Source organism: Robertmurraya siralis (genome assembly GCF_005502275.1).
GTDB lineage: Bacteria > Bacillota > Bacilli > Bacillales > Cytobacillaceae > Robertmurraya > Robertmurraya siralis.
This window is the reverse complement of sequence record NZ_SWLZ01000005.1, coordinates 38,903-60,373: the sequence shown is the minus strand read 5'-3', so window position 1 is coordinate 60,373 and position 21,471 is coordinate 38,903. Positions and strand designations below refer to the sequence as shown.

At 40.4% G+C, this 21,471-nt stretch carries 20 protein-coding genes; 4 read left to right on the top strand and 16 right to left on the bottom strand.

The annotated features are described in order from the left end of the window. Positions 1 to 22: 22 nt before the first annotated feature. From FCJ93_RS08785 to FCJ93_RS08765, 5 genes are all read right to left on the bottom strand, one after another. Positions 23 to 469, bottom strand: a complete 447-nt coding sequence (locus FCJ93_RS08785) for a GNAT family N-acetyltransferase (protein ID WP_095312101.1) — start codon at positions 467 to 469, stop codon at positions 23 to 25. A 133-nt stretch (positions 470 to 602) separates the two neighbouring features. After that, positions 603 to 1,256: a stage II sporulation protein R gene (gene spoIIR, locus FCJ93_RS08780; RefSeq protein ID WP_095312102.1), complete on the bottom strand. Its 654-nt coding sequence runs from the start codon at positions 1,254 to 1,256 to the stop codon at positions 603 to 605. A 233-nt stretch (positions 1,257 to 1,489) separates the two neighbouring features. Continuing rightward, the gene (prmC, locus tag FCJ93_RS08775; RefSeq protein ID WP_095312104.1) at positions 1,490 to 2,347 is read right to left on the bottom strand and encodes a peptide chain release factor N(5)-glutamine methyltransferase; all 858 of its coding nucleotides are present in this window, start codon (positions 2,345 to 2,347) and stop codon (positions 1,490 to 1,492) included. Continuing rightward, complete coding sequence (gene prfA, locus FCJ93_RS08770) at positions 2,340 to 3,413, bottom strand: peptide chain release factor 1 (RefSeq protein ID WP_095312106.1); 1,074 nt, start codon at positions 3,411 to 3,413, stop codon at positions 2,340 to 2,342. Before prfA ends, prmC begins: the two co-directional genes overlap by 8 nt. Positions 3,414 to 3,621: 208 nt before the next feature. Then, positions 3,622 to 4,020 (bottom strand): hypothetical protein, encoded by a 399-nt coding sequence (locus FCJ93_RS08765; protein ID WP_137743466.1) that lies wholly within the window; start codon positions 4,018 to 4,020, stop codon positions 3,622 to 3,624. A gap of 228 nt (positions 4,021 to 4,248) precedes the next feature. Here FCJ93_RS08765 and FCJ93_RS08760 point away from each other — a divergent pair, with 228 nt between their 5' ends. From FCJ93_RS08760 to FCJ93_RS08750, 3 genes are read left to right on the top strand one after another with little or no spacing between them, the layout of a single operon-like run. Continuing rightward, positions 4,249 to 4,614 carry a DUF2089 domain-containing protein gene (locus tag FCJ93_RS08760; RefSeq protein ID WP_095312110.1) on the top strand — a complete coding sequence of 122 codons (366 nt, stop codon included), beginning with the start codon at positions 4,249 to 4,251 and terminating at the stop codon, positions 4,612 to 4,614. Positions 4,615 to 4,626: 12 nt separating this feature from the next. After that, positions 4,627 to 5,022 carry an SHOCT-like domain-containing protein gene (locus tag FCJ93_RS08755; RefSeq protein ID WP_095312112.1) on the top strand — a complete coding sequence of 132 codons (396 nt, stop codon included), beginning with the start codon at positions 4,627 to 4,629 and terminating at the stop codon, positions 5,020 to 5,022. A gap of 9 nt (positions 5,023 to 5,031) precedes the next feature. Beyond that, on the top strand, positions 5,032 to 5,313 hold the full coding sequence (locus FCJ93_RS08750; RefSeq protein ID WP_137743465.1) for a hypothetical protein: 282 nt from the start codon (positions 5,032 to 5,034) through the stop codon (positions 5,311 to 5,313). A 454-nt stretch (positions 5,314 to 5,767) separates the two neighbouring features. Here the strand turns inward: FCJ93_RS08750 and FCJ93_RS08745 are convergent, their stop codons facing one another. The 8 genes from FCJ93_RS08745 to FCJ93_RS08710 form a co-directional block, all read right to left on the bottom strand. Beyond that, positions 5,768 to 6,385 (bottom strand): thymidine kinase, encoded by a 618-nt coding sequence (locus tag FCJ93_RS08745; protein ID WP_137743464.1) that lies wholly within the window; start codon positions 6,383 to 6,385, stop codon positions 5,768 to 5,770. A 196-nt stretch (positions 6,386 to 6,581) separates the two neighbouring features. Then, the gene (rpmE, locus tag FCJ93_RS08740) at positions 6,582 to 6,794 is read right to left on the bottom strand and encodes a 50S ribosomal protein L31 (protein WP_095312119.1); all 213 of its coding nucleotides are present in this window, start codon (positions 6,792 to 6,794) and stop codon (positions 6,582 to 6,584) included. Between the two features lie 228 nt (positions 6,795 to 7,022). Continuing rightward, entirely contained in the window at positions 7,023 to 8,288 is a 1,266-nt protein-coding gene (gene rho, locus FCJ93_RS08735; protein WP_095312256.1) for a transcription termination factor Rho, read from the bottom strand. A 484-nt stretch (positions 8,289 to 8,772) separates the two neighbouring features. Next, positions 8,773 to 9,735 (bottom strand): class II fructose-bisphosphatase, encoded by a 963-nt coding sequence (gene glpX / locus FCJ93_RS08730; protein WP_137743463.1) that lies wholly within the window; start codon positions 9,733 to 9,735, stop codon positions 8,773 to 8,775. A 70-nt stretch (positions 9,736 to 9,805) separates the two neighbouring features. Continuing rightward, positions 9,806 to 11,092, bottom strand: coding sequence for a UDP-N-acetylglucosamine 1-carboxyvinyltransferase (locus FCJ93_RS08725; protein WP_095312123.1), 1,287 nt, complete (start codon positions 11,090 to 11,092; stop codon positions 9,806 to 9,808). Between the two features lie 226 nt (positions 11,093 to 11,318). Beyond that, the gene (gene fsa, locus FCJ93_RS08720) at positions 11,319 to 11,969 is read right to left on the bottom strand and encodes a fructose-6-phosphate aldolase (RefSeq protein WP_137743462.1); all 651 of its coding nucleotides are present in this window, start codon (positions 11,967 to 11,969) and stop codon (positions 11,319 to 11,321) included. A gap of 171 nt (positions 11,970 to 12,140) precedes the next feature. Beyond that, complete coding sequence (locus FCJ93_RS08715; protein WP_095312127.1) at positions 12,141 to 12,998, bottom strand: class II fructose-bisphosphate aldolase; 858 nt, start codon at positions 12,996 to 12,998, stop codon at positions 12,141 to 12,143. Between the two features lie 301 nt (positions 12,999 to 13,299). Further along, positions 13,300 to 13,671, bottom strand: a complete 372-nt coding sequence (locus FCJ93_RS08710) for a response regulator (RefSeq protein WP_095312129.1) — start codon at positions 13,669 to 13,671, stop codon at positions 13,300 to 13,302. Positions 13,672 to 14,041: 370 nt separating this feature from the next. On the opposite strand from FCJ93_RS08710, the gene FCJ93_RS08705 reads away from it, so the two are divergent. After that, positions 14,042 to 14,563 (top strand): DUF2529 domain-containing protein, encoded by a 522-nt coding sequence (locus tag FCJ93_RS08705; protein WP_095312131.1) that lies wholly within the window; start codon positions 14,042 to 14,044, stop codon positions 14,561 to 14,563. Between the two features lie 356 nt (positions 14,564 to 14,919). Here FCJ93_RS08705 and FCJ93_RS08700 read toward each other — a convergent pair whose 3' ends face one another. From FCJ93_RS08700 to icmF, 3 genes are all read right to left on the bottom strand, one after another. Further along, positions 14,920 to 16,521, bottom strand: coding sequence for a CTP synthase (locus tag FCJ93_RS08700; RefSeq protein ID WP_095312133.1), 1,602 nt, complete (start codon positions 16,519 to 16,521; stop codon positions 14,920 to 14,922). A 475-nt stretch (positions 16,522 to 16,996) separates the two neighbouring features. Then, positions 16,997 to 17,542 carry a DNA-directed RNA polymerase subunit delta gene (gene rpoE, locus FCJ93_RS08695; RefSeq protein WP_095312135.1) on the bottom strand — a complete coding sequence of 182 codons (546 nt, stop codon included), beginning with the start codon at positions 17,540 to 17,542 and terminating at the stop codon, positions 16,997 to 16,999. Between the two features lie 567 nt (positions 17,543 to 18,109). Continuing rightward, positions 18,110 to 21,370 carry a fused isobutyryl-CoA mutase/GTPase IcmF gene (gene icmF, locus FCJ93_RS08690; RefSeq protein WP_095312139.1) on the bottom strand — a complete coding sequence of 1,087 codons (3,261 nt, stop codon included), beginning with the start codon at positions 21,368 to 21,370 and terminating at the stop codon, positions 18,110 to 18,112. Positions 21,371 to 21,471: the final 101 nt, after the last annotated feature.

The following is a 21,471-nucleotide window of genomic DNA, read 5'->3' as shown; positions in this document are numbered from 1 at the left end:
TAACTTTGTGGATATATCCACATTATTCAAGTTTTAAACACATAAATAACGAATTGTCCACATTCATAATATGTTTCACATGCTCTGAAGCAAATAATCCTTTAGGCAAATTCTCTTTATCTTCTCTGTCAAAACCCAATACTGAAAATAACGATAGCGCAGAGCGTTTGTTTGTTGCAAGATATAGACTTTCAAACTTTTTTTCCCGGGCAAGCTTAAGCATTTGTTCAAGAAGAAAAAGTAAATCATTTTCACTAAGTTTTTGCGTCATTGCTAAAGAACGTAGTAAGCCATATGCCCCTAACGGCTCTATCCCTATTGTTGCCAGGATTCGTTCATCCTCATCTTCCAGAATTAAAAAGTAATCGATCGCTGCTTCGACCCCTTCTGTTCCAAGGTTCGCCTTTTCTAGAAATGCTACTAACTTATCCTTATCTTTCATTCGGGCACAACGTACTAATGCTTCCACCTACTAACACCTCTTTTTTTAATATCTACTCTATTAATATGTGGATATGTTGTAGATAGAACACTTTTTGCTAGAATACATTGTACTACGTTCATTTGCATTTTCTGTACGTAATCAGAAGATCCGAATCCTATTATCCAAAGATCTTTTCAAAAATTTCTACTAGGAAGAACTTTACTTTCACTTCTTCTTCTTCATCCTCGACGAAAAGCGGCTCCTCTTGATTCTCTTGATTCTCTTGTTCGACTTCCACCGATTCTTCGTCTATCCCTTCACTTACTGCTACACTGTTGGAAAAATCAAGGAAGCATAGCGGGGGAAAAAGAACACACCACCAGTTCGCACCTTGCCCTTCTCCAATCGTAACAAGAATTGCCTCGTATTCACCTGCTGGATAGAGAAACTCACCGTATAGCTTTGTTGGAAATTCGACTTTTTTATCGTAAGCAGCTTCCACTTTATCGGTGCTGCCGTTATCACGTACTACGTTTTCTGCAATCTTTTGAATGTCCGGCATTCTTGACTCTATTAATCTGCGTGCTGCTTCTACAGAAGTTAAATCCTCCACCCATGCTGTAATTTCTGCATTAATGGCATCGCGGACTTTTCTTTTCATCTCTTGATCTTTTTCATGATCACTATTTGCTAAAATACGCAACCGAATCGCTTCATTCGGAATCACAACTAAGTCATTCGCAGTTACTTCATTTTTAGGAATATATAAACTAAAAATTGTTCCAATTGACAGAATTAAAATATATGCCATTGCTACTGTTTTGGCTTTCATGTTTGACCACCCCTTCACCACACAGTGTGGACAGGAGTTGAGAATCTTAAACTATTAAAATTAAAATTTTTTACCAGTCGTGTTTTTCCGATTTCGGTCTTTAATTAAATATATCGGCCTTCATTGTGTTATATCGGTCTTTATCAAATTATATCGGCCTTAAAATCAATATATCGGTCTTCATCCCGTTTTATCGGTCAAACAAAAAAGGGCTTCCTAAGAAGTCCTTCTCGTCATCCCCATTCAGCAAACACCATGCGATCCTTGCCATTAATATCATGGATAATTTCAACGCTTGCCTGCGAAAAGGCATCCTGCACCAATTGCGCCACAAGCTCACCTTGCCCAGCCCCAACTTCAAAAGCAATCATTGCCTTTTCATTCATAACAAATGGCAATTGCTCCAGTAAGCGGCGATAAATGTCAAGCCCATCGTTCCCTGCAAAAAGAGCTCGATGTGGCTCGTGCTCTGTAACTACTACCGACATCGTTTCCCGATCCCCTTCAGGAATATAGGGGGGATTCGAAAGAAGAACATCAAATTTTTGCCCTTTTTCCATGAAAGGTGTTAGTAAATCGCCTTCAACAAAAGAAATCTCCGCTCCTAGCTCAGTTGCATTTTGCTTCGCTACCTCAAGAGATTCCCTGGCAATATCTGTCGCTGTGACGATGAGGTTTTCCCTTTCCAGCTTCATCGTTATCGCTATAGCCCCACTGCCCGTCCCGATGTCCACAAGAGAAGCGGCCTTATCCCCAAACTTTTCCTTTATCCGCTGTAGAGCATGATAGACAAGCTCTTCCGTTTCTGGTCTTGGAATAAGAACTTCTCTATTAACTGAAAAAGTTCGACCGTAAAATTCCTCGTATCCGATTAAATATTGTACCGGCTCCCCTTCACCATGTTGATGGACTGCCTTTGCAAAAGCTAGCCAAACGTCCTGCGGAAGCTCATCACGGAAGCTCGCAAACAATTTTGCTCGGCTCGTACCCATATAATGACGAAGCAATAATTCCCCCGCATTTTCATCGCGACCCCGTTCCGTTAAAAAAGAAGAAGCCCACTTGAGGGCTTCGAACACTTTCTTACACATCTGAAGCACTTTCCAATTTTGCGGACTGATCTTCTAGAATTAAAGCGTCAATAATTTCATCCAATTTCCCTTGCAAAATTTGATCGAGCTTTTGAATGGTTAATCCGATACGATGATCTGTCACACGATTTTGCGGGAAGTTGTATGTGCGAATGCGCTCTGAACGATCGCCTGTTCCAACAGCAGATTTCCGATTTTGGTCATATTCTGCTTGCGCTTCTTGTTGAAATTTATCGTATACGCGAGCACGCAATACTTTCATTGCCTTATCCCTGTTTTTATGCTGGGACTTTTCATCCTGACAAGTAACAACAATGCCGGTAGGAATATGGGTTAAACGTACAGCCGACATGGTCGTGTTGACGCTCTGTCCACCCGCACCAGAAGAAGCGTATGTGTCAAAGCGAATATCTTTATCATGGATTTCAACTTCAACATCTTCTGCTTCTGGCAAAACAACTACTGTCGCTGTAGAAGTATGAATACGTCCACCAGATTCAGTCTCAGGAACACGCTGAACACGATGTGCTCCATTTTCAAATTTAAGCTTTGAATAAGCACCATTTCCATTGATCATAAAGATAATTTCTTTAAATCCGCCTACACCAGTGGAGCTGGATTCAATTACTTCTATTTTCCAGCCCTGTGCTTCTGCAAAACGGCTGTACATGCGATAAAGATCTCCTGCAAACAAGGCAGCCTCATCGCCACCAGCAGCCCCACGAATTTCCATTATTACGTTCTTATCATCATTTGGATCTTTAGGAATCAGAAGAATCTTTAAACGAGCTTCAAGCTCTTCCACCCTTTCTTCTAGTTCACTAAGCTCTTCCTTTACCATTTCACGCATTTCAGGATCGAGCTTTTCCTCAAGCATCGCTTTTGCATCTTGAAATTGCGAGCGCACCTCTTTATATTCGCGGTAAACGTCGACTGTTTCTTGAATATCTGACTGTTCCTTAGAGTACTCTCGTAATTTCTTCGGATCATTAACAATTTCCGGATCGCTCAGTAGTTCATTTAACTTCTCATAACGGTCTTCTACCGCTTGTAATCGATCAAACATGTGTTTCACCTCAGGTTTATTTCCCTTATAAAGGGTTTGACATCCATTCATTTATAAAAACTTTACTAATTGGCATTTTATCATTAGTTTTCAATTATTGATTTGTGGACTCCATCAAATACCCATAACATTCTAATTATAGTATAGAGGTAAAACATCGTCAAAACCAAACAGAAAAAAACATGCCCAAGTTTGAGCATGCTTTTCATTAATCCTCATTAACCTTGACTTCGATATCATAACTAGGGAGTGCGGCAATCAAAATTTTATGGAGTTTAGCCTGCGCCTCCATTTTTTCCTTTGCGGAAAGATTTTTATCTGTATGAGCCGTTACCCATAAATCTTTGCCGTTAATCCAAACAGAATCAGGAGTGAATTCACCAGTATCAGAAATGACCTTTTTCGCATGCTCGATATCCGTTCCTTGATTACGTTCTGAACCTGTATGAATTAAATTCGGATTTTGGTCAGACATTGTCCTTCCAGGAAGTTCACGATTCATTACATTCGTTTCGGTCGGATTTTTATCTTCAACCAGTTCATTTTGCAGTGCGCCATTACAGGCCGTTAAGCAGAAAAGAAAGACAAGCAACGAAAATTTCTTCATTCATCTCACATCCTTCACTATTCTCTTTTTAGAATGCCCAATTTTCGAAAATGTGAAGAAGAAGTTATTTCCTTTTTGTTTAATCGCGATATGTTTTTATAAAAATCAATATTTTTAATTCAAAATGAAAAATAATTAATTAATTTTATTTAAAATATCAATTTTTATTATTTACTATTTAAATTATTTGATATATAATCAAAACAAACAAAGGAAAGGGTTTTAATAATGACTTATAAAATCATTACAAACTGTCCTGTCTGCAGTAAAACATTGAAGGTTACAAAGCTACACTGCTCCCATTGTCATACAACCATTGAGAATGAATTTGAATTGTCTAAACTAGCTTCATTGTCAAAAGAACAGCTTCATTTTGTTGAGATATTTTTAACATGCCGAGGAAATATCAAAGAAGTTGAAAAAGAACTGGGGATCTCTTATCCAACCGTTCGCGGGAAATTAACCGATATCATTTCGGCACTTGGATATGAATCAAAGAAGAAAAATGAAGTAGATGAGAAGAAAGTTGTAACGATGTTAGAAAATGGAGAGATTACTGCAGAAGAAGCCATTAAGCTGTTAAAAGAAGAATAGGAGGAATGAGCGATGAGAGAGGAAATTGCCAAAATATTAACAATGGTTCAAGATGGAAAAATTGATGCCGATAAGGGGGCAGAACTGATTCAAATTTTACAGGACAAAGAAGAATCTACAGAGTTGTTTGTTGAAAAACCAAAAACGAACAATTACTTAGACAAAATGCTCAAAGTTCGAATTCAATCAACGGATAACGATAATGTAACAGTCAATTTGCCCCTAAAGCTTGTTAAGGTCGTTTTAATGGCCGGTCACAGCATCGCGGCAAGCATCCCTGAGTCCGAGAAATATATAAAGGATATTGATATAAATCTTATTATTGATGCAATTGAAAATGAATTGGATGGCCCCATTGTTGATGTGAAGTCAGCAAACGGCGATACCGTTTCTGTCATCATTGAATAGTGAGTGATTATGATACATTTAAAAGTGAAAACAAAGGACATCCATTTTTCCATCCCCATTCCGTATGCTATATTAGACATCGGCATCTCGATTTTATCTTCAAAATTGGTTCAACAACAGCTTAGCAAGCGGACAAAAGAACACTTTGAAAGAAAAAAAATGGACTATACCCTTCCACCAATTGAAAAAGAAATGCTTAAGCCAATCATCAGAGAGTTAAAAAATTATAAGGGCCTTGTTCTCGTGGATATTAAAGATAAGGACGGTACGGAGGTTCATATAAGATTATAATCAGCAACGGACAGTGGTTTTTCACCAACAAAAGGCAGCGGGACTGATGTGCCCCGTAAAGTTAGACACCATTCTAATTTACGGGGTGTTTTTTATGGTTAAATTTACTGCGGAAGACAAGCGTGGGCCTCGGTCGCAGGCGCTCCCGTGGGATCCCACCTGTTCCGGCAAATTCACCCGGAGTCAAGGCCCCCCAAAATGATTCTTTTAAAAGCAGGTTGACATGTCCAAGTGGTCATCTTCTTTAAATTCATGGCAGCAAACGTTCGCATCGCCTACAAGTGGCTTTCTTACCTTTTCCATAATCTTCTCAACAAAACAAAAGCACAGAGCGCCTTCGTAATAATTCGGAAAGCAGATTTCCTGCGAAAAATAAAAAACAAGGAAAGAAACACACGCCATTTCCTTTACCTGCTATAGTTAAAAGATCTCTTCAAATAGTTGCCGCACTACGTCAAACTGACTTAGATATGTTTTTTTTTGCTAGCACGTTCGGCGACTTTGGAACTTCATGATGATGGCGACAACGGGCCTCATATGCTTCTGCTGCTCCTACTAAAATAATAGGATCATCATAGGAAGCAGGACTGCCGTTAATTAAACGTTGTGTGCGACTAGCCGGCGAACCGCACACTGTGCAAACTGCTTGAAGCTTTGTGACCGATTCTGCAATCGCCATTATATTTGGCATTTGCCCGAAAGGCTCGCCGCGGAAATCCTGATCGAGCCCCGCAGCAATGACACGATGGCCACTATCTGCTAAATGCTGAATAACGCTCACGATCTCTGAATCAAAAAATTGAACTTCATCGATGGCCACTATCTCTTCATTTGATTCAATATATTTAAAAATATCTGTTGAATGAGCGATTGGAATAGCATTGAATGATGTACCATTATGAGAGACAACAGCATCGCTGCTATAGCGGTTATCAATTTTCGGCTTAAAAACAACCACTTTCTGTTTCGCGTATTCAGCCCTACGAACGCGGCGAATCAGTTCCTCCGATTTACCAGAAAACATGCTTCCGCACACTACTTCCACCCAGCCGTGATGATTTACTACATACATGTACAGGTCTCTCCTTCCATGATACATACGATTCGAACCAATGTCACCATGTTCTAGCTTCAACTAGGAGAAGCTTCCTTTCCACTTGCACAATGACTTGGACTCAATCTATGTAAAAATGATCGATATAAATCCTTGGAAATTTGGCAAAATTGAAATAAAAAACAGGCAAAGGTTCTGCCTGTTTAATGATTGATTATTGTTGTTGTGATTTAAGGCCATATTTCTTATTGAAACGGTCAACACGTCCGCCAGCTTCAGCGAATTTTTGACGTCCAGTATAGAATGGATGGCACTCAGAACAAGTTTCAACACGGATTTCTTCTTGAACAGAACCTGTTTCAAACTCGTTACCGCAAGCACATTTCACCGTTGCTTTTTTATAATTTGGATGAATTCCTGATTTCATTCCTTTTCATCTCCTTCCGCCCTGAATCTTTCGAAACAGAGTTATCATATACAGCATAGTATGGCCATGCTGTCTAAAAATCATAAACGCACAAAATCTATTATAACAGCGAGAGATCTGTTTTGCAATATGAGAATTTTTTCACACCATATAGATTTTGTCTTATGCCAACCTCCCTTTAAAAGATATGCATTTTTTCAGGAAAATGCTTAAAATTAGCTTAAGAATTTAAGATCGCTTCGCTTTAATCTCCTCATCAAGCTTGGCAAAGAACTCTTCATTCGATTTTGTTGATTTAAGCTTACGTAAAAATTTATCCACAAAATCTGGACTATCCGTCATTGATTTACGGATTGCCCACAGCTTATCTAAATGATCCTTCGGAATAAGTAGTTCTTCTTTACGTGTACCAGAACGACGAATATCAATCGCAGGGAAAATCCTTCTCTCGGCAAGGCCGCGATCAAGGTGAAGCTCAAGATTCCCTGTCCCTTTAAATTCTTCGTAAATAACATCATCCATACGGGATCCTGTATCGACAAGAGCTGTCGCTAAAATCGTCAAGCTGCCGCCCTCTTCAATATTTCGGGCTGCCCCAAAGAAACGCTTTGGTCGATGAAATGCAGCAGGATCAATTCCTCCGGAGAGAGTTCGTCCACTCGGCGGGATGACAAGATTATAGGCACGGGCAAGACGTGTAATGCTATCCATTAAGATAATAACATCTCTTTTATGCTCAACAAGCCTCATTGCTCTTTCAAGGACGAGCTCTGCAACTTTAATATGGTTCTCAGGAACTTCATCAAAGGTCGAGCTGACAACATCACCTGCGACAGAACGCTCAATATCTGTTACTTCTTCCGGACGTTCGTCAATGAGAAGAACGATTAACTCCGCTTCAGGATGATTCGTGGTGATACTATTGGCAATTTGTTTTAATAACACTGTTTTACCTGCCTTTGGCGGCGCCACGATTAAACCGCGCTGTCCAAATCCAACTGGTGCGATTAAATCCATAATTCTCGTAGACATGTGCTTCGGTGTTGTTTCAAGCTTCATTTGTCTATCTGGATAGAGTGGAGTTAAGGCCGGGAAATGAACACGTTCTTTCGCTGATTCTGGGTCATCTCCATTCACTGCTTCAACATGAAGAAGGCCGAAATAACGCTCATTTTCTTTAGGAGGGCGCACTTTACCTGAAACTTTATCACCGTTTCTTAAATCAAATCTTCTAATTTGCGATGCAGAAATATAAATATCTTCTGAGCTAGGGGAATAGTTTATCGGGCGCAGGAAACCGAATCCTTCAGATTGAATAATCTCAAGTACTCCCTCCATGAAGAAATAACCTTCCTGCTCTGCACGTGCTTTGAGGATGGCAAATATTAGTTCTTTTTTTGTTAGTTTACTGTAGTAAGATACTCTATAAGTTTTTGCAAGTTCATAGAGTTCTTTTAGCTTCATATTTTCTAAGCCTGAAATTGTTAATTCCATCATTACACCACTCTTTAATTTTTATAAATTGGATTTTTTATCTTGAGCCTCTAGTTTGACGAACTATTTTTTATTTATTGATCACGGGACTTCGCTAAAAAATAAGGAAAGAATTCATTTTGAGGCTATAAGAAGCATGAGAAGAGATAAATTCACTTATTTTCAGTCAATTTCATCGATCAGAAAAATGCCTTGGTTTGGAAAATCCCGATTGGGAAAACGAACGTATAAATATCGTTTTATATACTTCGCCTAAATTGTGAGAACTTGACTTCAATAAAAAACAATTTTTATTTTACCCTGTTTTATAAATAGTAATCAATATAAATTTTTAATTTGGTTGTCATGTTAGGAAGGTTTTTTGTTTTGGAAGGAGTTGATGTCTTCCTGTTGACCTCAACTTTCTTAAACCTTTGTTTTGATCTCTCGTTATTCTAGGTTGCAGCTCTGGCTCAAATATGGGAGGAGCCAGAGCGTGAATAGGTTATTTTATCACTAAATGAGGTTTCTTTTTAAGGCTGTGGCGACCCTCAACAAAGCGTACTGTTCCCGACTTGGCTCTCATGACGATTGAGTGAGTAGAACCGTATGCCCCATTGTATTGCACACCTTTCAGTAGTTCACCGTCTGTAATACCAGTTGCTGCAAAGATGGCATCATCCCCCTTCACAAGGTCATCCATCCGCAGCACCTTATTCACCTCGATCCCCATCTTCTTGCATCGTTCTAATTCTGCATCGTCCTGAGGAAGAAGTCTTCCTTGAAGTTCACCACCTAAGCATTTTAAGGCGACTGCTGCAAGCACTCCCTCCGGGGCTCCACCTGTGCCGAATAAAATGTCTACCCCCGTCCGATTAAATGCCGTATTATACGCACCAGCAACGTCTCCATCATTAATTAATTTAATACGCGCACCAGCTTCACGGATCTCTTCAATGATTTTGGCATGGCGCGGACGATTCAATACCGTTGCCACAACATCCTCGATATCTTTATTTTTAGCTTTTGCAACCGCTCTTAAATTATCAGTGACAGAAGCATTAATATCAACTTGACCGACAGATTCCGGACCCACAGCAATTTTGTCCATATACATGTCTGGAGCATGAAGCAGGTTGCCCCGGTCAGCAATTGCAATTACTGCCAGCGCATTCCATCCTCCTGAAGCGACAATATTCGTCCCTTCCAGAGGATCGACAGCAACATCCACTTCAGGTCCGTTTCCAGTTCCTAGCTGTTCACCAATATAAAGCATCGGCGCTTCGTCCATTTCACCTTCACCGATTACGACTGTACCTCTCATCGGGATCGTGTTAAAAACATCTCTCATCGCTGTTGTCGCAGCATCATCAGCTTCGTCCTTTTTTCCTCTACCCATCCAACGAGCAGATGACAATGCAGCCGCCTCTGTGACACGAACCAATTCCATTGATAAACTTCTTTCCATCGGTCTTCCTCCCCCAACTATCCTCCAGCATATGAACGACTGAAGTAACAATCTGCCATTTCTAGTTTGTTTAAGCTTGTTTCATTTGCTCCATCTCTTCTTTCGAAAGCTGCTCTCTCCAAATTGTTGCTCCTAAGCCTTCGAGCTTTTCAACTAGATGACTATAGCCTCTATCTATATGGTCGACTCCAGTAATTTCGGTGACCCCTTCTGCAATTAATCCAGCTATTATTAAAGACGCCCCTGCACGCAGGTCACTTGCCTTTACTTTAGCTCCTTGAAGTTTGACCGGACCGCTAACAATTGCCGAACGCCCCTCCACCTTAATATTAGCATTCATTCTTCGCAACTCATCAATATGCTTAAAGCGGGCACCATAAATCGTATCCGTGACAACGCTCGTTCCTTCTGCTTTTGTTAACAATGAGGTAAAAGGCTGCTGCAGGTCAGTTGGAAACCCTGGATATACAAGCGTTTTTATATCTACCGCTTTAAAAATATCCGCTTTTCCAACAAAGACCTGATCATCCTTCGTCTCAATCGGAACGCCCATTTCCCTCAATTTGGCAATTAATGATTCAAGGTGTTGAGGGATAATGTTATCGATAAGAATTCCTTCACCCACCGCTGCACCTAAAATCAAATATGTGCCCGCCTCGATCCGATCAGGAATGATCGTATGTCTGCAGCCATGAAGCTCATCAACACCGTCGATACGGATGACATCTGTACCTGCTCCCTTAATCTTAGCGCCCATATTCGTTAAAAGGGTGGCGACATCAATAATTTCAGGTTCTTTCGCTGCATTTTCAATAATCGTACGTCCTTTTGCGCGGACAGCTGCAAGCATAATATTGATGGTCGCTCCAACACTGACCACATCTAAATAAATTCTAGCACCAACTAATTCGTCGGCACGCAAATAAATGGCTCCCTGCTCGTTTGTTACACTCGCACCCAATGCTTCAAAACCTTTTATATGCTGGTCAATCGGTCTCGGGCCTAAATGGCATCCTCCTGGCAAACCGATGACGGCCTTCTTAAAGCGTCCGAGCATCGCTCCCATTAAATAATAGGAGGCCCGAAGCTTTTTCACTTTCCCATTCGGCAATGGCATGGAAATCATTGAAGAAGGATCTACGGTCATTTCATGATTAGAAAACTGCACAGATCCACCAATCTCCTCTAGAAGACTTTTCAGTAACTCGACATCAGAAATCTCCGGCAAACCTTCAATCGTAACAGGTGAATCGGCTAATATAGTCGCCGGGATAAGAGCCACAGCGCTGTTTTTGGCACCGCTTATCCGCACTGTCCCTGTTAAAGGGTAACCGCCTGCAATTTTGAGCTTATCCATCTCTGACTCCCTTCTAAGTATGATGTTGTCATTTACAGGTAGCTTCCTCCAAACATCACGACTTTGATGATGAAAGAATATGGGTCAATCAATCTACTCGCTTATTTAGCAATATAGACATGTTCAAGCAAATACATTCGTTGTTTTTAAAATGATTATTTCATTAACCACTTTACCATAAATGTAGAGCTTGGCACCTCGCCTATGTTTGTAAAAAATACATGTATTATGTTGTTTCTCGATTTTTCCAATCTGCTAAAAATGCCTCAATTCCTTTATCCGTTAAAGGATGATTGCACAGTTGCAGAATTACCTTATAGGGAATAGTTGCGATATGGGCACCTCGTAAAGCTGCCTCTGTTACATGTTGTGGATGTCTAATAGATGCTGCAATAATTTCAGTTTCAATATCGTGGATAGCGAAGATTTCAGAAATAGTGGAAATAAGCTCTAAGCCATTATGACCGATATCATCAAGTCTTCCGAGAAATGGCGAAACGTAAGAAGCTCCAGCACGAGCTGCTAACAAAGCTTGATTAGCACTAAATATCAATGTCACATTCGTTTTAATTCCTTCTTTCGAAAAAACAGATACTGCTTTTAAACCTTCCGGTGTCATCGGCACTTTGATCGTGATGTTTGGTGCTATTTTTGCCAGTTCACGCCCTTCGCGGATCATTCCTTCTGCCTCAAGCGAGATAACCTCTGCACTAACGGACCCTGGAACGAGAGCAGTAATTTCACGAAGGCGTTCCTCGAATGTAACATTTTTCTCTTTTGCTACAAGCGATGGGTTTGTTGTCACACCAGCGATAATACCAATGGAAAAAGCTTCTTTAATTTCTTCTATATTTGCCGTATCAATAAAAAATTTCATCGTCCATTTCTCCTTTTTCATTATATGTATGCTATCAAGCACTACTATTGACTCAATTAAGCAAAAGAGCATATCCTCCCAAAATAAGAGGCAAATTCAAGAATAATGAAATTAAAACCGCCTTAAGGGAAAAGGCGGTTTTATGTCGACATGTTCATTGTTTTGGAAATATTACGCTTTTCCTGAAGAACCAAATTCACGCATTTTGCCAATAACCGTTTCTTTAATTGCTTCACGTGCTGGTCCAAGATATTTACGCGGATCGTACACTTCAGTGTCTGCCGCAAGCACTTCACGTACTTTTTTCGCAGATGCAATTTGGTTTTCAGTATTTACGTTAATTTTGGCTGTTCCTAAAGATACTGCCCTTTGAATATCCTTTGTTGGAATACCAGTTCCGCCATGAAGAACTAGAGGCAGGCCTGTTGCTTTGCCGATTTCCTCCATTTCTTTAAAGCCAAGATTAGGTTCTCCTTTGTAAGGTCCATGAACGGAACCTAATGCTGGAGCAAGGCAGTCAATGCCTGTTAGCTTCACTAGTTCTTCGCACTCTTTTGGATCAGCATAAATAACGCCGTCTGCCACGACATCATCCTCTTGACCGCCAACTGTGCCAAGCTCAGCCTCTACAGAAACACCTTTTGAATGTGCATATTCAACTACTTTTTTCGTTGTTTCAACATTCTCTTCAAAAGGGTGATGTGAAGCGTCGATCATTACAGAAGTAAAACCTGCATCAATCGCTTCCTTACATTTATCAAAGCTTGACCCGTGATCTAAATGAATCGCCACTGGAATTGTAATTTTATAGTCTTCTAAAAGCCCTTCAACCATTTTAACAACAGTTTTAAAGCCTCCCATATAACGACCTGCACCCTCAGATACGCCAAGAATTACTGGAGATTTCTCCTCCTCAGCAGCTTGTAAAATCGCTTGTGTAAACTCTAGATTATTAAGGTTAAATTGGCCGACAGCATAGCCGCCCTCTTTTGCTTGAATAAGCATTTCCTTCATTGAAACTAAAGGCATTTTTCTTCCTCCTTTTACATGATCTATTCTCCCAACAGCTGAATTCTTTAAGAGTTTTCCCTTTATAAATCCCGGTTATGTACTTATCATTCAAGCATTGTGAAGAATGACCCTGTAAAACATTCTACCAAATATGCTCAAGAAAAGCTATGCAGATTGTGGACAAAGGCAAAAATATGTAAAAGACAAAAAACTATCAAAGCAATTGAAACCGTTGTCTTTGAGCGCTCAAAACAAAGAAATCCTATTGCAGCAAGCACCCATTCCAAAACAGTATTGTTCATAAAAATTTAATATCATTTTACTCTTCCGCAACAGAAATATATTTTTTTACGGCTTCACGAATATCATCAATGTCAAACGGCTTGGCAAAATGAGCTAAAGCACCCAAATTTTTAGCCTCTTGGATCATATCCAATTCTCCATATGCAGTCATAATAATGACTCGAATTTCATTATTCATGAGCTTCATTCTTTTAAGAATCTCAATTCCATCCATCCCTGGAATTTTCATATCAAGTAACACAAGGTCTGGGCAGTTATTTGCCACAATATCTAAAGCCTGTACTCCATTCGCCGCCTGATGGGTTTCGTAACCTTCTTTTTGCAACACCTCATTTAGCAGAATACGAATGCCAAACTGATCATCAACAATTAAAATCTTCCCTTTCATAAAACCACCTCTTCCTCAATTTAGAATCTACTTTGATGCTGTTGTGACAATTTATGTATATGAATTTCAGCATGGCTCAAGTTGATAAAAACAAATAATAGAGGAATAGTTCATTCCTTTTTCCAAATTTTTTAACACCATTCTGAAAGACATTCTGTGTTCAGTTCTTTTCCCCTGATGTAAGAGAAAGAAACCAATAAGAGAAGTGGGCAAATTCTTTTTAAGATATTGCCTGACTATTGATGGAAAATGTTGATAATCCTTCCACCTCATTAAATTCTATTTCTTCCATTCAGATTCCTGCATAATAAATCATTATTTTGCCTTTTTCCAAAAAGCTTGATTATAATCTAGACGAGGAGGTTTTACGATGTTAAAAATGTTTTCCACCCAATTAACGGGTTTATTTAATCGAATACATGAAAAGGAAGAATTTTCATTCGAAGATGGAGCGAGATTGCTCGCACAAGCCGCGGTCGGAGACGGGCTCATTTACCTGTATGGAAAGCAGGAAATGGCAGCTATATTAGCCGAAGCATTTCATAGCAGCGAACCGTTAAAGAATGCTAAGCCTTTGGAAGGTCATGAGCAGGAAGTCACTGCAGCAGATCGAGTTGTTATCTTTTCAAGATATTCCAATGACGAAGAGGCGCTGAAAGTTGCCAAGTGGTTACGGGAACAGAGAATTCCCTTTGTCACCGTTGCAACAAAATCCAACGATGAGAAGGAGTGTATTGCCGCACTCTCTGATGTACATATTAATTTACACGTAACAAGGGCCCTGCTCCCTGATGAAGATGGAAGCCGTTACGGCTATCCAGCTTCCATGGCAGCCCTTTTTGTCTATTACGGATTAACCTTAACCTTAAAGGAAATTTTGGCAGACTACTAGGAGGGCATGTTCGATTAGGGGCCACGATTTGACCGGAGTATTTCCGGATTGTTGCCGATAACGAGGCCGATTCAACCGGAACGAACGCAGGTATTCTCGAATAGACCGAATTCGAAGTCCATTCGTCCGGAACGAACGGGATGGTACCGAGTAGCAGTCAATACGTATGATCGCCGATTTACCTCTTCTCCGACCGTATACTTCTGTTCAGCCGAATACACATACTCGCACAAGCGCCGGTTTGGAGTCGGTCGAGATAAGCTGATATGAACCATTCGCGCACTTTATCCAAACCAAAAAATGGCGTATAAACTGGATCCAGTTATACGCCATTTTCATATTATAATACTTTCGTCCTACTTCTTAATTTTCATGGATGCTTCTACGAAGTCTCTAAATAATGGCTGTGGACGATTTGGTCTTGATGTGAACTCCGGATGAAATTGAGAAGCCACGAACCAAGGGTGGTCTGCTAATTCAATAATTTCCACTAAGCGTCCGTCCGGACTCGTACCAGAGAAAATGAAACCAGCCTCTTCCATTTCTTGGCGATATTTATTATTGAACTCATAACGATGACGATGACGTTCGTAGATTACTTCATCAGCATAAGCAGCATGCGCTTTTGATCCTTCAGTTAGCTTACATGGATATAAGCCGAGACGCAGGGTTCCCCCTAAATCTTCAATATCTTTTTGCTCAGGAAGCAAATCGATAATCGGATGCGTTGTATTTGGAGCTATTTCAGCTGAATGTGCATCTGTATAACCAAGAACATTGCGGGCATACTCTACTGAAGCTAGCTGCATTCCTAAGCAAATACCCAGGAACGGAATCTTATTTTCACGAGCAAACTGCGTCGCAAGGATTTTCCCCTCGATGCCACGGTCTCCAAATCCACCAGGAACAAGAATACCGTCTGCATCTTGAAGAAGAGCCCTTACATTGTCTGCATTCACTTCTTCTGAATTAATCCACTTAATGTCAATGTCTGCATCAAAGGCATAGCCTGCATGCTTTAATGCTTCGACCACAGAAATGTATGCGTCTTGAAGCTCGACATATTTCCCAACAAGGGCAATTTTTGTTGTTTTTGACAAGTTAAGGACTTTATCAACCAATGCTTTCCATTCAGTCATTTCTGCCTCTGGAGCTTGAATTTTTAAATGCTCTAACACAATTTGATCCATATGCTGCTCTTGTAATGTAAGAGGAATCGAGTATAAAGTGCTTGCATCTGGACATTCAATAACAGCTCTTGGATCAATATCACAGAACAGGGCAATTTTATCTTTCATATCTTCAGCAATTGGCATTTCTGTACGAACAACAATGATGTTTGGCTGAATTCCTAAGCTCCTCAGCTCTTTCACGCTATGCTGCGTAGGTTTTGTCTTCATTTCACCTGCCGCTTTAATATAAGGAACTAAGGTGCAGTGGATATACATGACGTTATCACGTCCGATGTCGCTTTTGATTTGGCGGATCGCTTCAAGGAAAGGCAATGATTCGATATCGCCAACCGTTCCCCCGATTTCCGTTATCACGACATCAGCATTCGTTTCTTGACCGGCACGGAACACTCTATCTTTTATTTCATTCGTAATATGTGGAATAACCTGTACAGTTCCTCCTAAATAATCGCCACGACGTTCCTTTTGCAAAACGGTTGAATAAATTTTTCCTGTTGTTACATTGCTGAACTTCGTCACATTAATATCTACAAAACGCTCGTAATGACCAAGGTCTAGATCCGTTTCTGCACCATCATCCGTTACAAAAACCTCTCCGTGTTGGTACGGGCTCATCGTTCCAGGATCCACATTTATATATGGATCGAATTTTTGAATTGTCACGCTCAGGCCTCGGTTTTTCAACAATCTGCCAAGTGAAGCAGCAGTAATTCCTTTTCCTAGCGATGACACCACTCCACCAGTTACAAAGATATATTTTGTCATCAAAAAAATCCCCCTTTAGATTAATTTTTCCTACTTGCATATCCACAAAGCGAAAATAATGATGAAAAACAGTTCTTAATACTTAAACTAAAAATTGCCCGTTTTTCATAAAATAAAACCTCTTTCGCATCGCCTGTGAACCGTTGATATATTTGATATTGCTTGCGTTAGGGGTAATAGATATCTAGAAATTTGCCTATGAAAAGATCAGATGTACCACCTGCACCCATTAGTTTTCTCAATCTTTATTTTTCTTATCGCTGAATGCCAAAAATTGATAAGCTATTTATTTTGGACTACTCTTCATAAAGCTCGCGAGACTCTTCTATGGAAATAAAAGAGTCTCCCTTTTAGATAAAATAAAAACGCCCCACTTACAAATTATTGTAAGGGAGCGTAAATCATATCACTATTGTCGTTCCTTTTTTAAGGAGCCCAAAAATGATTCTACAAGCCTCTTATAAAAAAGTCAAGATTATAAATCCTCTTCCTCGTCTTCATCCAGATCATCATCTAAATCATCAAAGTCGTCTTCATCGTCATCAGCCGTTAGAAGATCATCATCGTCATCCTCAAAATCTTCATCGAAGTCCTCATCGTCTTCGTCAAGATCTAGTAGATCATCGTCATCTTCATCAGCGAGAATATCATCATAATCGATATCGTCTTCATCGTCATCCTCTTCGAACTCAAGGTCTTCATCCAATACTTTCTTAGCCTTCTTCTTCTTTGGCTTAGTTGGTGTGATCACTTCTTCTTCAGATTGATCAACTGGATACCAAACTCGCAGTCCCCAGCGGTTCTCACCTAACGAGAGAAAACGACCATCAATATTTAAATCGGTATAGAACTGAGCAATTTTTGCTCGTACTTCTTCTTCCGTTAACCCTAATGTTGCCGTAATTTCATCCATGATTTCTTTAAATGAAGCTGGCTGCTTCTGACTATTCAATAATTCGTAAGCCATTTCTATTAATGACATTTCTTGCAATTGTTCTTTTGAGAATTGTTTAAGACTCAATATTTGCACATCCTTTCACCATCTAAACACTGTAAACCTAGAGTTATCAGCACTTACGACTGATATTACTTCTGTTGACACTCTGAATAGCATATTCTCCATTATAAACAAAATATAGCCCTTTATGCTAGTTTCAGTTAGTCAATCTGTTACTTTTTTCTAAAAGTTGTAACTTCATCTATTTTAAGGTAATATCTCAAGGTGATTTTTGCTTCATTTTTTGTTTCCTTTTCTTCTTTGACGGATCGGACAACTGATCGTAGGCAAGCGTAAAAAAAAAGATTGCCAATAGGAAAAAAGAAACAGCACCCAACTGCCGCTCATATAAAAAAACAAGGGTCATAAGGATGACACTTAATGTCAAAAAAATGATAATCCGTCTTCTCAACGTCGCTCACATCCCAATCTGCATACTATCTTGATTATAAAGTAAAATGATTGATAATGTGAAAATTCCTCTAAATATATTTTGTAAAGAAATGTAAAGATCCTGTCCTATTTTCCTTCATTACTTGGGAAAACAAAATAATTCAGACCAGAGAAAACCGTTTCCCCTGGTCTGATCACTCACATGTTCCTGCGATATTGTCCGCCTACTTCATAAAGGGAACGGGTAATTTGTCCCAGACTTGCTACTTTCACTGTTTCCATTAATTCAGCAAAAATATTGCCCCCGCTAACCGCGACTTCTTTTAAGCGTTTTAAAGCAATCTCTGCTCTATCTTCATTCCTTTTTTGAAACTCTTGCAAATTCCGGATTTGCAGTTCCTTTTCCTCCTTAGAGGCCCGGGCCAGCTCCATATTATCCAATTCCTCTTCTGATGGCGGGTTTGGATTTAAATAAGTATTGACGCCAATGATCGGAAGCTCGCCAGTATGTTTTTTCATTTCGTAAAACATTGACTCCTCTTGAATTTTCCCTCGTTGATACTGAGTCTCCATCGCTCCTATCACACCGCCGCGATCATCCATCCGCTCAAATTCCTGCAAAACGGCTTCCTCAACTAAATCCGTTAACTCCTCGACAATAAAAGAACCTTGCAGCGGATTCTCGTTTTTCGTTAATCCGTGTTCCTTTGTAATAATCATTTGGATGGCCATTGCCCGTCTTACCGATTCCTCTGTTGGCGTCGTAATGGCCTCATCATATGCATTTGTATGAAGAGAATTACAGTTATCATGGAGAGCCATTAGAGCCTGCAATGTCGTCCTTATATCATTGAAATCAATTTCTTGGGCATGGAGGGAACGGCCTGACGTTTGTACATGGTATTTAAGCTTTTGACTACGTTCATTGGCCCCGTACTTATTTTTCATAACAGTCGCCCAAATTCGCCGTGCTACACGACCAATTACCGTATACTCTGGATCCAATCCGTTCGAGAAAAAGAAGGATAAGTTTGGTGCGAAATCATCAATATGCATGCCACGGCTCAAGTAATACTCCACATAGGTAAGGCCGTTGGCCAGTGTAAATGCGAGCTGCGAAATCGGATTTGCTCCCGCCTCGGCAATATGATAGCCGGAAATAGAAACAGAATAGTAATTACGAACTTTATGGTCAATGAAATATTGCTGGATATCACCCATCATTCTTAAGGCAAACTCCGTGGAAAAAATACATGTATTTTGCCCCTGATCTTCCTTAAGGATATCAGCCTGCACCGTTCCCCGCACCGTTTGCAATGTTTTAGCTTTTACATCTTCAAGCTCCTTCTCACTCAAAGGACGGTCCAGTTCTTCCTCTTTCCTGTCTACCTGCTGTTGAATGGCCGTGTTCATGAACATCGCCAAAATAATTGGTGCAGGTCCATTGATCGTCATTGATACTGAGGTTGAAGGATGACAAAGATCAAAGCCTTTATATAACTTTTTCATGTCATCAAGGGTACAAACACTGACACCGCTTTCCCCAACTTTCCCATAAATATCCGGTCGATAATCAGGGTCTTCTCCGTATAATGTGACCGAGTCGAAAGCCGTGCTCAAGCGCTTTGCCGCATCATCCTTTGACAAATAATGAAAACGGCGATTTGTTCTTTCAGGTGTCCCTTCTCCGGCAAATTGACGCTTCGGATCCTCACCTTCCCGTTTAAAAGGGAAAACCCCGGCAGTGTAGGGAAAGCTGCCTGGAATATTTTCTTTATAGACCCATTTGATAATTTCGCCATAATCTTTGTATTTCGGTAAAGCAACCTTTGGAATATTAAGTCCTGACAGACTTTTCGTTCTTAAAGCTGTCACGATTTCCTTATCACGAATTCTTGTGACAAACTGTTCTCCAGCATATTTTTCTTTTGTCGCTTCCCAATTTTCTAATATATTTTTTGATTCAGGGGTGAGCTTACTTTCCACCTCTTCCTTTAAACGTTGGAGAGCAGTGAGGGCTTCGGCATTTTCTTCTCTCTCTTTCAATGCCTCCAATGCACCTTCTATTTGGAATAGCCTTCTTGCCAGCTCCACTTGTTCCTCCGCTGTTTGGTGATATTTTCGAACTGTGTCGGAAATCTCCCTTAAATAGTAACGACGCTCATTAGGAATGATGATATTTTGCTTTTCAACTTTCGCATTTTTACTGAAGGAGGTGCCCCAATTCGTAGCCATTTTTTCATTAATCGTTTCGATTAATGCAGCGAATAGAGCATTCGTTCCTTGATCATTAAATTGACTAGCGATCGTTCCAAAGACCGGCATATCATCCAACTCTTTTTCAAAGAGCATACGACTTCGCTGATATTGTTTTTGCACTTGCTTTAAAGCATCCTCCGAGCCTTTTCGCTCAAATTTGTTAATGACGATTAAATCGGCATAATCAATCATATCAATTTTTTCGAGCTGGGAAGGCGCGCCAAAGTCACTGGTCATGACATACATCGAAACATCGCATATCTCCGTAATGCCTGCATCTCCTTGACCAATCCCACTTGTTTCGACAACGATTAAATCGTAGCCTGCCGCTTTGACAACAGCAATCGCTTCCTTAATTGCCAACGACAGCTCGGATTTCGACTCCCTTGTTGCTAAGCTCCGCATATAGACGCGTGGTGAGAATATGGAATTCATGCGAATACGGTCACCAAGAAGCGCGCCTCCTGTTTTTTGCTTCGTAGGATCGACCGACAAAATGGCAACCTTTTTTTCGGGAATCTCATTTAAAAAACGACGGATTAATTCATCGGTTAAGGAGCTTTTCCCGGCACCGCCAGTTCCTGTTATTCCAAGGACTGGCGCCTGTCTATCCATCGATTTTAATTGTTCTAATACAGCTGCTTCAGTTGCCGTCGCCACTTCAATTGTTTGATGCTCTGCTAACGTAATCAGCTTTGCCGTCGCCACTACATCTCCTTCCGACACCTTGTTGATATAGTTCGAGACATCTGCTGCGATCGTTGGAAAATCGCATTCCTGCAGCATCAAATTAATCATGCCTTGAAGACCGAGCTTCCGGCCGTCTTCCGGAGAAAAAATTCGCGCAATTCCATAGTCATGCAGCTCCTTGATTTCACGCGGAATAATTACCCCGCCGCCGCCGCCATAAATACGAATATGGGAGGCTCCTTTTTCTTTTAACAGATCGTACATATACTTAAAATATTCAACATGCCCACCTTGATAAGAAGACATGGCAATCCCTTGGACATCCTCCTGAATAGCCGCATTTACCACTTCTTCCACAGAACGATTATGCCCGAGATGAATCACTTCTGCTCCACTTGCCTGAAGGATGCGGCGCATAATATTAATTGAGGCATCGTGCCCATCAAACAAGCTGGAAGCAGACACAAAACGGATATGATTTTTCGGCTTATAAATAGTCTGCGTACTCATCTTTCTCCCCCTTAGTTAGAAAAGCGCAGGACGCCTCGGAACAATGAAAGCCCGAATTGTTCCTGCGATGATTATTCAAGCCACCCTTTATTCATGTTTAA

What these genes read in the sequence shown, in the direction of transcription:
- FCJ93_RS08710 (WP_095312129.1), bottom strand. Translation starts at nt 13,671, where the DNA reads ATGAAAGGGAAGATTTTAATTGTTGATGATCAGTTTGGCATTCGTATT.
- spoIIR (WP_095312102.1), bottom strand. Translation starts at nt 1,256, where the DNA reads ATGAAAGCCAAAACAGTAGCAATGGCATATATTTTAATTCTGTCAATT.
- rho (WP_095312256.1), bottom strand. Translation starts at nt 8,288, where the DNA reads ATGGAATTAACAATTTCAGGCTTAGAAAATATGAAGCTAAAAGAACTC.
- FCJ93_RS08760 (WP_095312110.1), top strand. Translation starts at nt 4,249, where the DNA reads ATGACTTATAAAATCATTACAAACTGTCCTGTCTGCAGTAAAACATTG.
- rpmE (WP_095312119.1), bottom strand. Translation starts at nt 6,794, where the DNA reads ATGAAATCAGGAATTCATCCAAATTATAAAAAAGCAACGGTGAAATGT.
- glpX (WP_137743463.1), bottom strand. Translation starts at nt 9,735, where the DNA reads ATGGAAAGAAGTTTATCAATGGAATTGGTTCGTGTCACAGAGGCGGCT.
- FCJ93_RS08705 (WP_095312131.1), top strand. Translation starts at nt 14,042, where the DNA reads ATGTTAAAAATGTTTTCCACCCAATTAACGGGTTTATTTAATCGAATA.
- FCJ93_RS08755 (WP_095312112.1), top strand. Translation starts at nt 4,627, where the DNA reads ATGAGAGAGGAAATTGCCAAAATATTAACAATGGTTCAAGATGGAAAA.
- prmC (WP_095312104.1), bottom strand. Translation starts at nt 2,347, where the DNA reads ATGTGTAAGAAAGTGTTCGAAGCCCTCAAGTGGGCTTCTTCTTTTTTA.
- FCJ93_RS08750 (WP_137743465.1), top strand. Translation starts at nt 5,032, where the DNA reads ATGATACATTTAAAAGTGAAAACAAAGGACATCCATTTTTCCATCCCC.
- FCJ93_RS08700 (WP_095312133.1), bottom strand. Translation starts at nt 16,521, where the DNA reads ATGACAAAATATATCTTTGTAACTGGTGGAGTGGTGTCATCGCTAGGA.
- FCJ93_RS08715 (WP_095312127.1), bottom strand. Translation starts at nt 12,998, where the DNA reads ATGCCTTTAGTTTCAATGAAGGAAATGCTTATTCAAGCAAAAGAGGGC.
- FCJ93_RS08745 (WP_137743464.1), bottom strand. Translation starts at nt 6,385, where the DNA reads ATGTATGTAGTAAATCATCACGGCTGGGTGGAAGTAGTGTGCGGAAGC.
- prfA (WP_095312106.1), bottom strand. Translation starts at nt 3,413, where the DNA reads ATGTTTGATCGATTACAAGCGGTAGAAGACCGTTATGAGAAGTTAAAT.
- fsa (WP_137743462.1), bottom strand. Translation starts at nt 11,969, where the DNA reads ATGAAATTTTTTATTGATACGGCAAATATAGAAGAAATTAAAGAAGCT.
- FCJ93_RS08725 (WP_095312123.1), bottom strand. Translation starts at nt 11,092, where the DNA reads ATGGATAAGCTCAAAATTGCAGGCGGTTACCCTTTAACAGGGACAGTG.
- FCJ93_RS08765 (WP_137743466.1), bottom strand. Translation starts at nt 4,020, where the DNA reads ATGAAGAAATTTTCGTTGCTTGTCTTTCTTTTCTGCTTAACGGCCTGT.
- icmF (WP_095312139.1), bottom strand. Translation starts at nt 21,370, where the DNA reads ATGAGTACGCAGACTATTTATAAGCCGAAAAATCATATCCGTTTTGTG.